The sequence below is a fragment of the Fodinicurvata halophila genome (genome assembly GCF_042651425.1).
In the GTDB taxonomy this organism is placed as follows: domain Bacteria; phylum Pseudomonadota; class Alphaproteobacteria; order Kiloniellales; family DSM-21159; genus Fodinicurvata; species Fodinicurvata halophila.
Window position 1 is genome coordinate 188,011 of sequence record NZ_JBHSCW010000004.1, and the last position, 13,842, is coordinate 201,852.

12 protein-coding genes are annotated in these 13,842 nt (G+C 65.7%); all 12 read right to left on the minus strand.

The genetic code is table 11. From position 1 onward, the window contains the following. Positions 1-24 precede the first annotated feature (24 nt). Positions 25-2,646 carry a translation initiation factor IF-2 gene (gene infB, locus ACFOW6_RS10290; protein WP_382422274.1) on the minus strand — a complete coding sequence of 874 codons (2,622 nt, stop codon included), beginning with the start codon at positions 2,644-2,646 and terminating at the stop codon, positions 25-27. Between the two features lie 4 nt (positions 2,647-2,650). Then, the gene (locus ACFOW6_RS10295; RefSeq protein WP_382422275.1) at positions 2,651-3,310 is read right to left on the minus strand and encodes an RNA-binding protein; all 660 of its coding nucleotides are present in this window, start codon (positions 3,308-3,310) and stop codon (positions 2,651-2,653) included. A gap of 10 nt (positions 3,311-3,320) precedes the next feature. Continuing rightward, on the minus strand, positions 3,321-4,856 hold the full coding sequence (gene nusA / locus ACFOW6_RS10300; protein ID WP_382422276.1) for a transcription termination factor NusA: 1,536 nt from the start codon (positions 4,854-4,856) through the stop codon (positions 3,321-3,323). A gap of 5 nt (positions 4,857-4,861) precedes the next feature. Continuing rightward, positions 4,862-5,425, minus strand: a complete 564-nt coding sequence (rimP, locus tag ACFOW6_RS10305) for a ribosome maturation factor RimP (RefSeq protein ID WP_382422277.1) — start codon at positions 5,423-5,425, stop codon at positions 4,862-4,864. A 172-nt stretch (positions 5,426-5,597) separates the two neighbouring features. Beyond that, on the minus strand, positions 5,598-6,293 hold the full coding sequence (trmB, locus tag ACFOW6_RS10310) for a tRNA (guanosine(46)-N7)-methyltransferase TrmB (protein WP_382422278.1): 696 nt from the start codon (positions 6,291-6,293) through the stop codon (positions 5,598-5,600). Positions 6,294-6,305: 12 nt separating this feature from the next. Next, positions 6,306-7,478: a methionine adenosyltransferase gene (metK, locus tag ACFOW6_RS10315; protein ID WP_382422279.1), complete on the minus strand. Its 1,173-nt coding sequence runs from the start codon at positions 7,476-7,478 to the stop codon at positions 6,306-6,308. A gap of 117 nt (positions 7,479-7,595) precedes the next feature. Beyond that, on the minus strand, positions 7,596-8,060 hold the full coding sequence (locus tag ACFOW6_RS10320) for a helix-turn-helix domain-containing protein (protein ID WP_382422280.1): 465 nt from the start codon (positions 8,058-8,060) through the stop codon (positions 7,596-7,598). 177 nt (positions 8,061-8,237) lie between these two features. Continuing rightward, positions 8,238-9,842, minus strand: coding sequence for an apolipoprotein N-acyltransferase (gene lnt, locus ACFOW6_RS10325; protein WP_382422281.1), 1,605 nt, complete (start codon positions 9,840-9,842; stop codon positions 8,238-8,240). Next, positions 9,839-10,798: a hemolysin family protein gene (locus ACFOW6_RS10330; RefSeq protein WP_382422282.1), complete on the minus strand. Its 960-nt coding sequence runs from the start codon at positions 10,796-10,798 to the stop codon at positions 9,839-9,841. Before ACFOW6_RS10330 ends, lnt begins: the two co-directional genes overlap by 4 nt. Beyond that, positions 10,795-11,328: an rRNA maturation RNase YbeY gene (gene ybeY / locus ACFOW6_RS10335; protein WP_382422283.1), complete on the minus strand. Its 534-nt coding sequence runs from the start codon at positions 11,326-11,328 to the stop codon at positions 10,795-10,797. The genes ACFOW6_RS10330 and ybeY overlap by 4 nt, the downstream gene beginning before the upstream one ends. Continuing rightward, on the minus strand, positions 11,325-12,356 hold the full coding sequence (locus ACFOW6_RS10340) for a PhoH family protein (RefSeq protein ID WP_382422284.1): 1,032 nt from the start codon (positions 12,354-12,356) through the stop codon (positions 11,325-11,327). The genes ybeY and ACFOW6_RS10340 overlap by 4 nt, the downstream gene beginning before the upstream one ends. Further along, positions 12,353-13,762: a tRNA (N6-isopentenyl adenosine(37)-C2)-methylthiotransferase MiaB gene (gene miaB, locus ACFOW6_RS10345; protein ID WP_382422285.1), complete on the minus strand. Its 1,410-nt coding sequence runs from the start codon at positions 13,760-13,762 to the stop codon at positions 12,353-12,355. The genes ACFOW6_RS10340 and miaB overlap by 4 nt, the downstream gene beginning before the upstream one ends. Positions 13,763-13,842 lie beyond the last annotated feature (80 nt).

The following is a 13,842-nucleotide window of genomic DNA, read 5'->3' on the forward strand; positions in this document are numbered from 1 at the left end:
CGAATAGTCCGCCTGCGCCCGTTCCTACAGGCTGCGCGCGATTTCCTTGATCTCGTAACACTCGATCAGGTCGCCGACCTGAATGTCGTTGTAGTTCTCGAAGGCCATACCGCATTCGTAGCCCTGCTGAACCTCCTTCACCTCGTCCTTGAAGCGCTTGAGAGTTTTCAGGGTGCCATCGTGGATCACGACATCGTCGCGCAGCAGGCGCACCTTCGCCCCACGCTTGACCTGGCCTTCGGTGATCATGCAGCCGGCCACCTTGCCGACCCTGCTGATGTTGAAGACATCGCGAATTTCCGCATAGCCCAGGAAGGTCTCCCGCTGTTCGGGCGAAAGCATGCCGGAAAGCAGGGCCTTCACGTCGTCGATCACGTTGTAGATGATCGAGTAGTAGCGGATCTCCACTCCGTCGCGGCGGGCCAGTTCGCGGGCCTGGGCATTGGCGCGCACGTTGAAGGCGATAACGGCCGCGTTCGACGCCCGGGCCAGGGTGACATCGGACTCGTTGATGCCGCCCACACCCGCATGCAGGATCTGCACCTTGACCTCGTCGGTTGCCAGCTTGTTCAGGGCCGAGGTAATGGCTTCCAGCGAGCCGTGCACGTCGGACTTGATGACGAGCGGCATGTTCCGGGCCTCGCCTTCCTTGATGCGGTCCATCATCTGTTCCAGAGAACCGCGTCCCGAGGTGGCGCTGGCCAACTGGGACCTGCGCTTCTTCTCGGCACGGAAATCGGCCACTTCACGCGCCCGGGCATCGTCCTCGACCACGACGAAGTCGTCGCCGGCTTCCGGCGTGCCGTTCAGGCCCAGGACCTCCACCGGTTCCGAGGGACCGGCCTGCTCGACCTTATCGCCGCGGTCATTGAGCAGGGCCCGCACGCGGCCCGACTCGCTGCCGGTGACGAAGATGTCGCCGACACGCAGAGTGCCGCGCTGGATCAGCACGGTGGCGACGGAGCCGCGACCCTGCTCCAAGCGGGCTTCCACGACGACGCCGCTGGCATTGCGGTCCGGATTGGCCTTGAACTCCAGGAGTTCGGCCTGAAGCAGGAGCGATTCCACCAGGTCATCGATACCCTCGCGGCTGATGGCCGAAACCGGTACGCAGATGATGTCGCCGCCCATGGCTTCGGGCACCAGCTCGTACTGCAGCAGCTCGGTCATCACACGCTGTGGATCGGCCTCGGGCTTGTCGACCTTGTTGATGGCGACGACGATCGGCACACCGGCGGCCTTGGCGTGGTTGATCGCCTCGACAGTCTGGTCCTTGATGCCGTCGTCGGCGGCCACCACCAGGATGACCAGGTCGGTGACGTCCGCTCCGCGGGCTCGCATCTCGGTGAAGGCCGCGTGACCCGGCGTGTCGATGAAGGTGATCTTGCTGCCGCCTTCCACCACGATCTGATAGGCACCGATGTGCTGGGTGATGCCGCCGGCCTCGCCCGCCACGATGTCGGTGGAGCGCAGGGCGTCCAGCAGCGAGGTCTTGCCGTGGTCCACGTGGCCCATGACGGTGACCACCGGTGGCCGCGGGCGCAGGGCGCTCTCGGTATCCGCGGTGCCCTGAAGGCCCATCTCGATGTCCTCGTCAGAGACGCGCTGGACGTTGTGGCCGAACTCGCTGACCACCAGCTCCGCCGTGTCGGCGTCAATCGTCTGGTTGATGGTGGCCATTACGCCCAGCTTCATGAGGGTCTTGACGACCTCGCCGCCGCGTTCGGCCATGCGGTTGGCCAGTTCCTGTACGGTGATGGCCTCGGGAATGACAACGTCACGAATGATTTTCGATCCCTGTTGCAGATGTTCGCGTGAGCGCTCCTTTTCCTTCTCGCGCTTGCGGCGTACCGCGGCGAGGGAACGCTGACGCTCTTCCTCTTCGTCCTCGTCGAGCGCACGGGTGATGGTCAGCTTGCCCTGACGACGGCGCTGTTCGCCCTTGCCCCGGGAGGGGGCGGGCTGTTTGGCGGCGCCGCGCTTCTTGTTGCGTGCCTCGCTGTCTTCGCTCTCGCGCTGTGCCGGCTTGGCGCGTGCCGCCGGCTGCTCGTCCGCGGCCGGCGCCGGTTCGCCCGCGCCTTCGCCCGCTGCGGCCTGCTCGCCGGACCCGGATTCCGTGGCAGCGCTTTCCGCCGTCTCGGCGCTGGACTCTTCGGCGTCCTGGTCACCGGAGTCCGCGGTGGCCTCGGCTTCCTGGCTGGCCGCCTCTTCCTGCTCGGCGCGCTGGCGGGCTTCCTCCTCCTCGGCTTTGCGGCGTGCCTCTTCCTCCTCGGCGCGCTTGCGAGCCTCTTCCTGCTCGCGGGCCCGGCGCTCGGCATCCTCGCGGGCCTTCTCGAGCGCCCGCAGGCGCGTGTCACGTTCCGCACGCGTCAGGTTGTGATCGTTCTCGATCTCCGCGGCCTGCTCCTGCAGGGCCGCAGCTTCCTTGCGCTCCTTCTCCGCAGCTTGGGAGGATGCCTCGGAGGCGCTCTCCTCGGGACGATAGACACGCTTGCGCTTGACCTCGACCTGAACCGTCTTGCTGCGTCCGTGGCTGAAGCTCTGACGCACCTGTCCGGTCTCGACCTTCTTCTTGAGCTCGAGTTTCTTGGATTTGTTCAGCGTCAGCGGCTTCTTGCCGTCCGTCTTTTCATCCGTAGTCGTCATCTTCTCAAACGCTCGCTTGTCCTCGTTGCGGCCGGGATTCGTCCGCATTGTATGCTTTCAGCCGCGCCGCCTCGCGCCGCAGCCGTTCGGCCAGACCGCCAGGGAGAACCACCACGTGTACGCGTGGAGACTGTCCCAGAGCCTCTCCCAGCTCTTCGGCCGTGAAAAACTCGATAACCTCGAGCCCCGGCGCCTGTCCGACGCCGAGGGTTCTCAGCCGGTTGCGTGGCGCTTCGGAGCCGTCCGATGCCTGCAACAGCAAAGCGGCCTCACCCTTTTTCAGGAGCCCATGCACCTTGTCATAACCGGCCGCCGTTTCGCCAGCCCTGCGCGCAAGGCCGAGAAGCCGCAGACAGCTTTCTCGCAACAGCCGCGCGACACGCTCGGCCAGATCCTCCGGTACGGTGACCGGACGGCGGGCCGCGCGTGCGAACAGCTTGCGCGCCATTGCCTTTTCCACCATCCGGCGGTCCGGCGTCAACCAAAGCCCGCGTCCGGGCAGCCGATTGGCGATATCCGGAACCACCGTTCCGTCGGGCGCCACGGCGAAGCGCAGAAGCTGCTCGCGCGGATACACGGTGCCACTGGCCAGGCAACGCCGCTGCGCGCCGGTCAGGGCCTCTCCGTCCGCATCCGTCGGTGCAATCGCTTCCGCCGTCGTCATGCCCTCGGGCTTACTCCTCTGTTTCCTTCGCCTGGTCCGCGACCTCGTCCTCGAACCAGTGGGCGCGGGCCGCCATGATGATGGCGTTGGCGCTCTCCTCGTCCGGGGCAAGATCGCCCAGAAGTTCGATCAACTCGTCGCCGGCCAGGTCGCCCAGGTCGTCCAGCGTCCGGATTTCCGCCTCGCCGAGGCGGGCTGCCATGGCCGGCGTCAGGCCCTCGATGTTCACGATCTCGTCGCTGACGCCAGCGGCCTTGCGGGCTTCCTCGTAGCTGCGATCCTGCTCGTTCAGATGGTTCTGCGCCCGCTGGCGCAGCTCCTCGGCCACTTCCTCGTCAAAGCCCTCGATCTCGGTGAGTTCCTCGACCGGTACATAGGCCACCTGGTCCACCGAGGTGAAGCCCTCCGCAACCAGGAGATGGGCAATGACCTCGTCCACGTCCAGCGCATCGATGAAGGCCTGGGAGCGCTGGTGGAACTCTTCCTGGCGGCGCTGGCTCTCCTCTTCCTCGGTCATGATGTCGATGTCCCAGCCGGTCAGCTGGGTCGCCAGGCGCACGTTCTGGCCGCGGCGCCCGATGGCGAGTGACAGCTGGTCGTCCGGCACGACCACCTCGATGCGGCCCTGCTCCTCGTCGAGCACGACCTTGCTGACCTCGGCCGGCGCCAGGGCGTTCACCACGAAGGTCGCCGGATCCGGGGACCAGGGGATGATGTCGATCTTCTCGCCCTGCAGCTCGCCGACCACAGCCTGGACGCGACTGCCGCGCATGCCGACGCAGGCGCCCACGGGGTCGATGGAGGTGTCGTGGCTGATCACGGCGATCTTGGCACGACTGCCGGGATCGCGGGCCACCGACTTGATCTCGATGATGCCGTCGTAGATCTCGGGCACTTCCTGGGTGAAGAGCTTTGCCATGAACTGCGGGTGCGTGCGCGACAGGAATATCTGCGGGCCGCGCTGTTCCTCGCGCACGTCGTAGATGTAGGCGCGCACGCGGTCGCCATTGCGCAGGGATTCGCGTGGCAGGGTCTCGTCGCGGCGCAGCATGGCCTCGGCGCGGCCCAGGTCGACCGTGACGTTGCCGAACTCGTTGCGCTTGACGATGCCGTGGACGATCTCGCCGACACGGTTCTTGTATTCCTCGTACTGACGGGCGCGCTCGGCATCGCGCACGCGCTGCACGATCACCTGCTTGGCCGTCTGGGCGGCGATGCGACCCATGTCGATGGGCGGAAGTTCCTCGCTCAGGACATCGCCCACCTGGGCCGCGGAGTCACGGCTGCGGGCGGTTTCCGGATCGATCTCCGTGAATTCGTTCTCCACCGGATCGGTCACGGTATGGCAGCGCCGCAGCTTGATCTCGCCGCTCTTGCGGTCGATCTCGGCGCGGATGTCGTGCTCCTGGCCATACTTGGCGCGGCCGGCCTTCTGAATGGCCTGCTCCATGGCTTGCAGCACCTCATCGGCGTCGATGCCCTTTTCCCGGGCAACGGCGTCGGCCACCTGAAGCAGTTCCGTACGATGGAGGGTCGTCGATTCCATCTGGTTCAATCCCTATTCCTGTTCGATCCGTCCTGCACGGCAGTCAGGAGGTCGTCAGTCAGCACCAGCTTGCCCTTGGCAATCTCGCCAAAGGGCAAGCGCTCGATTTCACCCGTTTCGCTCTCCTGGAGCAGAACGGTCGTGTCTTCCAGGCCCCGCAGTCGCCCGCGCCAGCGCTTGCGGCCCTTACGGGGCGCATCCAGTTCCAGCTTGGCCTCGAAACCGGCATAGCGCTCGTAATCCTTGAGGCGCGTGAGCGGCCGGTCGAGGCCGGGCGAGGAAACCTCCAGCTCGTAGCTGTCGGAGAGCGGGTCCTCGACGTCCAGCAGGGCCGAAACCGTCCGACTGACTTCCGCGCAGTCGTCCACACTCATGCCGCGCTCGGGGCGTTCCACCATGATCTGCAGGATCGGGCACCTCGCGCCGCCGCTCAGTTGAACACGCACGATCTCGTAGCCCAGGTCTTCCACGGCCGGGGCGATGATGCGCTCGACATCCGCCGCTTTTCCCTCGCTGGTCCGCGCCAACTCGGGAACGGCTGTTCCGTTGTCATTCGAGTGCTCTGGCACGGTCTGGCTGTCTCCTCCGCACAAGCTTGTCGTGCGGTCTAATAAAAAAAGGCGGGCCACCGGCCCACCATTTTTTTGTGGTACAACCGATCATGAGATCAGGCCATACCCTATGGCATGGCCGGAAATTAGGACTCTCGACGGCTTTTTTCAAGCCTTTTGATGCGCCCGCTCAACGGCGGCGGAATTTCAGGAAGATGGGCTGCCGTCCGTCAGCGATCGCCTTCTCCTCGTAGCGGGTGCCTGGCCAGTCGTGGGGGCGTATTTGCCAGTCACGCGGGCGCCGTGCAGTCCACTCGAAAGCCGGATGATCCAGGAGATGACGCAGCATCCAGGCCTGGTAGCCCGGGTCGTCGCTGGCCAGTCGGAATTCGGATCCAGGCTTCATGGCGGTGGCCAGCTTGTCCAGGGTCGCTCTCTGGATGAAACGCCGCTTGTGATGCCGGGTCTTGGGCCAGGGATCGGGAAACAGCAGGAAGACGCGGTCCAGGCTGTCGGCCGGCAGGTGGTCGAGCAGCAGACGGGCGTCGTCCTCCAGGATGCGGACGTTGTCGAGGTTCCGGTCCAGGCAGGCGCGCAGCAGGCTGGCGATGCCATTGCGAAAATATTCGACCCCGATGATGCCTGCCTGGGGGTGTGCTTCGGCCTGCTCGGCCAAATGCTCGCCGCCGCCGAAGCCAATCTCCAGCCAGACCTGAGCGGGCGGGTGTGAAAAGAGACGGTGCGGATCGAGCGGTGCCCCCGCCCTCTCCGGCAGGGCGATGGCGCGCGGCGGCAATTCCTCCTCGACCAGGCGGCGCAGGCTGGGCCGAAGGGGACGGCCGACGCGACGCCCGTAGAGCTTGCGCTGGCTTTCTTCGCTCGACATGGGTGTCAGGGGTCAGGCGTTGAAAGCCGACTTCAGGTCCTCCACCAGGTCCAGACGTTCCCAGGAGAAGCCGCCGTCGGCCTCGGTCGGCCGGCCGAAATGGCCGTAGGCCGCGGTGCGGGCATAGATCGGGCGGTTGAGGTTCAGGTGCTCGCGGATGCCGCGCGGCGACAGATCCATCAGTTCCCGCAGGACCTTCTCCAGCCTTGCCGTGTCCACCTGGGCGGTGCCGTCGGTCTGGATGTAGACGCTGAGCGGGCGCGAAACGCCGATGGCGTAGGACAGCTGCAGCAGGCAGCGTTCCGCCAGGCCCGCGGCGACCACGTTCTTCGCCAGGTAGCGTGCGGCATAGGCGGCCGAGCGGTCGACCTTGGAGGGGTCCTTGCCCGAGAAGGCGCCGCCGCCGTGGGGGGCCGCGCCGCCGTAGGTGTCGACGATGATCTTGCGCCCCGTCAGGCCGCAGTCGCCGTCCGGACCGCCGATGACGAAGCGTCCGGTGGGATTGACGTAGAACTCCGCCTCGGGGCACATCCAGCCCTCCGGCAGGCAGTTGACCACGTGGGGGCGCACGATCCGCCGCACCTCGTCCTGGGTCAGGCTTTCGTCATGCTGGGTGGAGAGGACGATGGAGGTTGTCCGAGCCGGACGGCCGTTTTCGTATTGCAGGGTCACCTGGCTCTTGGCATCCGGGCCCAGCCTGGGTTCGGCACCGGAATGGCGTGCCTCGGCCAGGGAGCGCAGCACCGAATGGGCGAAGTGGATGGGGGCAGGCATCAGGCTGTCTGTCTCGTTGCAGGCAAAGCCGAACATGATCCCCTGGTCGCCGGCGCCCTCGTCCTTGTTGCCGGCGGCATCGACACCGACGGCGATGTCGGCCGACTGCTGGTGCACCAGGACCTCGACCTCCAGATCCTTCCAACTGAAACCGTCCTGATCGTAGCCGATGTCCTTCACGGCGCGTCGTGCCACGTCCTCCATCACGGCCGGAGTGATCGACTCCGGGCCGCGCACCTCGCCCGCCAGCACGATCCGGTTGGTGGTGGCAAGGGTCTCCACGGCGACACGCGCCTGGGGCTCCTGGGACAGGAAGGCGTCGACGATGGCATCGGAAATCCGGTCACAGACCTTGTCCGGATGACCTTCCGACACCGATTCACTTGTGAAGAGATAGTTCCCGTGTTCCACGTCTGTTCATACTCGCTGATGACACCGCGCACGCGTTCCGGCCCGGAAGCCGTAACGGCGGACGAAATCTGCCGAGTCACACGGACGGGAACAAGCAAAAAAACCGCCTGAGGCGGCTCAGGCCCCGGCTTTCGGCTTCATGGCACCCAGCGCCTTGGTCATCTCGAACAGGCGCCGGCGCAACTCCGGATCGTGGATTCGGTAATAGGCGCGCACCAACTCAAGGGTTTCGCGCTTGTTCAACGGATCGTTCCTGGTTCCCGGCTTCCGCGCCTCCTCAGGCAGGCCGCCGGCGCGTCCGGGAGCCTGCTGGGCGATATCGTCGGGCAGGTCCTCGAAGAAGTAGTTCATGTCGGTATCAAGGACGTGGCAAAGATCGTAGAGGCGGCTCGCACTGATCCGGTTCGTGCCGCGTTCGTATTTCTGGACCTGCTGAAAGGTCAGGCCGAGCGCCTCGCCCAGCTTCTCCTGACTCAGTCCCAGCAGCGTGCGGCGCTCGCGCACGCGAGCCCCCACATGCACATCGACGGGATTGGGTTGACCGCTTCCGCGCCCGCGCAGTCCACTTCCACGTCGAGCCATGTATCCTCCTGCCATGTCCTGGCTATGTTATTTAATTGCTGAAAGGCAGGCTTTGGATATTACAGAACGCGACAATCCGTCAACCTGCCATAGCGAGTGTACGCCCTGTACAGTTGCAACATGCCTGTGTCAAAAAAGGAACAACTACAGGGAGTTACAAGGAGGTTTCGTGCGGTATCACCGGTCAGCGCCGTAACGCCGGGCAGCAAGGAAGGCGCCCAGCAGCAGCGCGAGCAGCACAGCGACGCTCCAGCGACCGAGCCGTGCATAGGGCGGCAGGCCGGCAGCCGGCGTCGGCAGTTCGGCATCGATCACACCGACGGCGTCGAGCGGCAATCTCTCCAGGACACGGCCATAGGGGTCGACCACGGCACTGATTCCGTTGTTGGCGGCCCGCACGAGGGGCAATCCCTCCTCGACGGCGCGCAGGCGGGCCGAGGCAAAATGCTGGTAGGGTCCAGAGGAGTGACCGAACCAGGCATCGTTGGTGACGTTGAAGATCCATTCGGGCCGCGGTGAGTCGGGGTCCACCACCCGTCCCGAGAAGATCACCTCGTAGCAGACCAGGGGAGAGGCGGGCGGCAGGCCCGGCACCTCAAGCACGGATGGGCCCGGCCCGGCGCTGAAGTCGATGCTGCCCTCGGTAATCTTGGTCATGTCGATGAGACTGCGCAGCGGCACGTACTCCCCGAAAGGCACGAGGTGGAACTTGTCGAAGCGTTCTGCGATGCCCTCGCCGGCGGTGACGACGAAGATCGAGTTGAAGAGCGCCCGGTCTTCTCCCTCGCCATCGAGTGCCATGGCCCCGGTCAGCAGGGCGCCGTCGGGCGGTATAATCTCCTGCAGGGCGGAGAGAATCTCCGGCTGTTGGTTGAGGTAGTAGGGAACCGCCGTTTCCGGCCAGAGATAGTGGGTGATCTCCTCCTGGGACGGGGAAATGGACATGCGCATGTGCTGCAGCAGGTTCTCCTCGCGCCGGTCGGAGCGCCACTTTTCCTGCTGGGAGATGCTGGGCTGGACGATGCGCAGCCGGCTGTCGGGCTGGACCTCACTGCCGGGATCGGGGACGGCCTGCAGGCGCATGATGCCGCCGATCCATAGCAATGCGACGGCAGCGAGGGCCGCCAGGATGAAGCGTCCGGCACGGGGCGAGGCGGACGGTCCTGCCAACAGCGCCGGCGCGGAGGCGACCAACACCGTCAGGGCGGAGAGCCCCCAGACCCCGAAGAGCGCGGCGCCCTGCATCGGGACCGCATCGAAGGTCCAGACCGAGCCCAGGAGATTCCAGGGAAAGCCGGTCAGCAGGATTGCGCGCAGGAATTCGGCAAGCAGCCAGGCCGCGGTCAGGAGGAAAACCCTAGCGCTTCCGCCGCCGCCAAAGCGCCAGGTGAGCAGCACTGCAAATGCGGGAAACAGGGCCAGCCCCGCGGAGAGGCCGCCAACGGAGGTCGGCATGAGCCAGCCGAACCGTTCCAGGTCCACGGTCATGGCGATGCCGATCCAGTAGAGACCGGCCACGAATTGCCCGAACCCGAAGCCCCAGCCGATCAGGAACGCCTGCCGGCCGCGATGGGCCCCGTCGAGCAGCCAGAGCAGCCCGCAGAAGGCCGGCAACAGCAGCAGGATCATGTGGACCGGCGGGAAGGCCGCGGCCGACAGCGCGCCGAGTCCAATCGCCAGCAGCAGGCGCTGCAGGCCACTGGTCCGGGCCAGGTAGTCAGCGCAGCGTTCGAGCCAGGCCGGTGCGGGGCGGCGGCTGTTCGACAGGCTCTGCTGACTCACGAGTCGTCCGCGGCCCCGTGCGACGGATAGGCCAGATCCCGGATCCGCAGGCGGCGAATGCGGCGCAGGTCGGCCTGCAGGACCTCGAAGGTGATGCCCGAAGCTGAATGATGGATCAATTCGCCCCGAGCGGGCACGCGCCCGACCAGATAGAAGACCAGTCCGCCAAGGGTGTCGATATCCTCCTCGCGTTCCTCATCGGCGAGGATTTCCCCGACCTCTTCCTCGAAGTCCTCAATGGGCGTGCGGGCATCGGCGATGAGCGTGCCGTCCTGTCGCCAGGTCATCTTGGGGGCTTCTTCCTCGTCGTGCTCATCGTCGATCTCGCCAACGATCTCCTCGACCAGATCCTCGATGGTGATCAGGCCGTCGATGCCGCCGAATTCGTCGATCACCAGCGCCATGTGGCTGCGCTTGACCCGCATCTCCAGCAACAGGTCCAGCACCCGCATGGAGGGGGCGACGAACTCGATGGGACGCAGGATGTTGGCCAGGCGGAAGCGCATCATGTCGTGCGTGCCGGTGATGACGTCCTTGATATGGACCATGCCGACCACGTCATCGAGGGAGTCTCGATAGACCGGCAGCCGGCTGTGCCCTGCCTCGGCGTGGATCTTGACCAACTCGTCGTAGCCGGTCTCCAGAGGAGCGGCCACGATATCGGCGCGCGGCACCATGACGTCATAGGCCGTGAGGTGACGCAGCTTGAAGACGTTGGCCAGAAGGGTGCGTTCGTGGCCGCTGATCGGCGAGTTGGCCTCCTCGTCATTCTCGTCGATCTCGCCGATGATCTCTTCCAGGGTATCGCGCAGCTGCTGGGACTCGCCGTTGCGCCCGCGCAGGCGCGCCATGATCCAGCCGAGCGCCCGGGCTATACCGCCGGATTCATACGAGGACTCGCTCGAATTGCTCGTCGACTCCTCAGTGGTTCCTGTCGTCGTATCCTGTCCGCTCATGGTTCGTCCTTGCCCGCCGTCCGCAGCACGCCGTCCGCATAGGGGTTGGCGATGCCCAGTCCGGCGAGGAGTTCAACCTCCAGTCCTTCCATTTCCTCGGCGTCCTCCGCCGCTTCGTGATCGTAGCCCAGCAGATGCAGCACGCCGTGCAGCGTCAGGTGCCGCGTGTGGTCGGCCAGGCTCTTGTCCTGCTCGTGCGCTTCCCGGGCGCAGGTTTCGTAGGACAGGACCACATCCCCCAGCAGGCGCAGTCCGTCGGGCAGCAGGTCGTCGCTGGGAAAGGAGAGAACGTTGGTCGCCCGGTCCTTGTCGCGGAAATTGCGATTGAGGTCCTGCAGCAGGGGATCGTCGCCCAGCACCACGCAGACCTCGAGATCCTCCTCGAGGTGCTGGAGGCCCACGAGGACCGTCTCGCGCACAAGTCGGTCCACTTCCGGCAGGGCTGCCTGCCAGGCCGCGTTCTCGTGAATGATGTCGATTTCTCTTGCGCTGCCGGGTCGTCCCGCGGGACTTGGAGGCTCGTCTGTCATGACTCCTTGGCCTCCCGGTCCTTGCCGGTGCTTTCGAAAAGATCCGTTTCCTGCGGGCTGCCCGCGTCCCGGCTCTCGTAAGCGCGCACGATACGCGTCACCAGAGGGTGCCGGACCACGTCGGCATCGGTGAACTGTACGAAACCGACACCCTCCAGCTGCGCCAGCAGATAGGCCGCATCCCGCAGGCCCGAGAGCTGGCCGCGCGGCAGGTCCACCTGGCTGAGGTCGCCGGTCACCACCATGCGCCCGTTCTCGCCCAGCCGGGTCAGGAACATCTTCATCTGCACCGGTGTGCTGTTCTGGGCCTCGTCGAGGATGACGAAGGCATTGGACAGCGTACGGCCGCGCATGAAGGCAAGGGGTGCGATCTCGATCTCGCCGGTTTCCATGCGCCGCGCCACCTGGTCGCCGGGCATCAGGTCGTGCAGCGCGTCGTAGAGCGGCCGCAGATAGGGATCCACCTTCTCCTTCATGTCGCCGGGCAGGAAGCCCAGGCGCTCGCCGGCCTCCACGGCGGGACGGGACAGGATGATGCGATCGACCTGACCCTTCATGAGATAGCTGACTGCCGTGGCCACGGCCAGATAGGTCTTGCCGGTGCCGGCCGGCCCGATGCCGAAGACCAGTTCATTGGCCAGGAGCTCTTTCACATACGCGATCTGACCGGGCGAGCGCGGCGTGACGTGGCGCTTGCGCGTGACCAGCTTCAGTTCGCCGCCGTGCATGGCGTCCAGGGACTTCTCGGGCCCCTCTTCACTGAACCCGGCCGCCAGGCGGGCGGCGGCATCCACTTCGGCGCTGTCCACCTCCATGCCCTTCTTCAGACGCTGGTAGAGGGCTTGCAGGGCCTGCTGAGCGGCCTGTCGGGACGGCTCCGGCCCGCTGACGGTGACGTAGTTTCCGAACGAGGACAGGGACACGCCCAGCTGGCGTTCCAGGCGCACCAGGTTTTCATCATGTTGGCCGAACAGCAGCGGCAGCAGAGAATTGTCGTCGAATTCGATCTGAAGCGGGTCGCTGGTCAAGCCGTGGCCCTCGTTTCGGTTGCCGGCGTGCGGCCGGCTGGTTCAGGCGATGGGCTTTCCTCGGGCGCCCGGGTTACCACGGTGCCGGAAAGCGAATTGGCGTGAGCGGACTGGATGTCCACGTCGACGAGTTTCCCCATGAGGCGTGAGGGGGCCTCCACGACCACGGAGGCCATGTAGGGACTGCGCCCGATCAGCTGGCCCTCGTACTTGCCCGGGCGCTCCAGCAGGACCGGCAGGCGCCGTCCCACGCATCCCTGGTTGAAGGCGATCTGCTGTTCGTTCAACAGGTTCTGCAGGATGGACAGGCGCTCGGAGGCCACCTCCGGCGGTACCTGGTCGCTGATCTCGGAGGCCGGCGTGCCGGGGCGCGGGCTGTACTTGAAGGAATAGGCCTGGGTGAAGCCGATGTCGGTTACCAGGCGCAGCGTGGCCGCAAAGTCCTCGTCGCGCTCGCCGGGAAAGCCGACGATGAAATCCGATGACAGGGCGAGGTCGGGCCGTGCTTCGCGCAGCTGGTCCACCACGCGATAGTAGAAGTCGGCGGTGTGCTTGCGATTCATGGCCTCCAGGATGCGGTCGGAGCCGGACTGCACCGGCAGGTGCAGGAAGGGCATGATCTTGGGTTCGTCGCGATGGGCGGCGATCAGTTCCGCATCCACGTCGCGCGGATGCGAGGTGGTGTAGCGAAGGCGCTCCAGTCCCTCGATCTCGGCCAGTCGGCGCAGCAGGCGTCCGAGCCCCCAGGTGCGGCCGTCGGGGCCCTCGCCGTGATAGGCGTTGACGTTCTGGCCCAGCAGGGTGAGTTCGCAGACACCGCGGGCCACCAGCTTCTCGGCCTCGGCGACGACAGCCGCCACGGGCCGGGAGAACTCGGCTCCGCGCGTGTAGGGCACAACGCAGAAGGTACAGAACTTGTCGCAGCCCTCCTGAATGGACAGGAAGGCCGCTGCCTCATCTCCCAGGTGCTCTTCGGGCAGAAAGTCGAACTTGGAGTCCACGGGGAAATCGGTATCCACCAAGCCCCGTTCGCCGTGCTCCGTGGCGCGCGCGACCATCTCCGGCAGGCGGTGATAGGTCTGGGGTCCGAAGACCAGATCGACCTGCGGCGCGCGGCGCACGATCTCCTCGCCCTCGGCCTGGGCCACGCAGCCGGCGACGGCAAGCAGCATCCGGCGGCCGTCTGCTGCGGCCTGCTCCTTGAAATGACGCAGGCGCCCCAACTCGGAGAACACCTTCTCGCTGGCCTTCTCGCGGATGTGGCAGGTGTTGAGGATAATGAGATCGGCCGCCTCCGGTCGTACCACGTCACCGTAGCCGAGGGGCGCCAGCAGATCCGCCATGCGGGCGGAGTCATAGACGTTCATCTGGCAGCCGTAGGTCTTGATGTAGAGCCCTTTTGTCACACTCCAACTCGCATTGTCCGTTCGGCGGGACGTACGCTCTCCGCGTATTCCCCACCTTGATTCCACACTAGCACCAGAGA

Coding starts and splice junctions, on each gene's coding strand:
- infB (WP_382422274.1), bottom strand. CDS start 2,646: ATGACGACTACGGATGAAAAGACGGACGGCAAGAAGCCGCTGACGCTG.
- ACFOW6_RS10295 (WP_382422275.1), bottom strand. CDS start 3,310: ATGACGACGGCGGAAGCGATTGCACCGACGGATGCGGACGGAGAGGCC.
- nusA (WP_382422276.1), bottom strand. CDS start 4,856: ATGGAATCGACGACCCTCCATCGTACGGAACTGCTTCAGGTGGCCGAC.
- trmB (WP_382422278.1), bottom strand. CDS start 6,293: ATGTCGAGCGAAGAAAGCCAGCGCAAGCTCTACGGGCGTCGCGTCGGC.
- ACFOW6_RS10320 (WP_382422280.1), bottom strand. CDS start 8,060: ATGGCTCGACGTGGAAGTGGACTGCGCGGGCGCGGAAGCGGTCAACCC.
- ACFOW6_RS10330 (WP_382422282.1), bottom strand. CDS start 10,798: ATGAGCGGACAGGATACGACGACAGGAACCACTGAGGAGTCGACGAGC.
- ybeY (WP_382422283.1), bottom strand. CDS start 11,328: ATGACAGACGAGCCTCCAAGTCCCGCGGGACGACCCGGCAGCGCAAGA.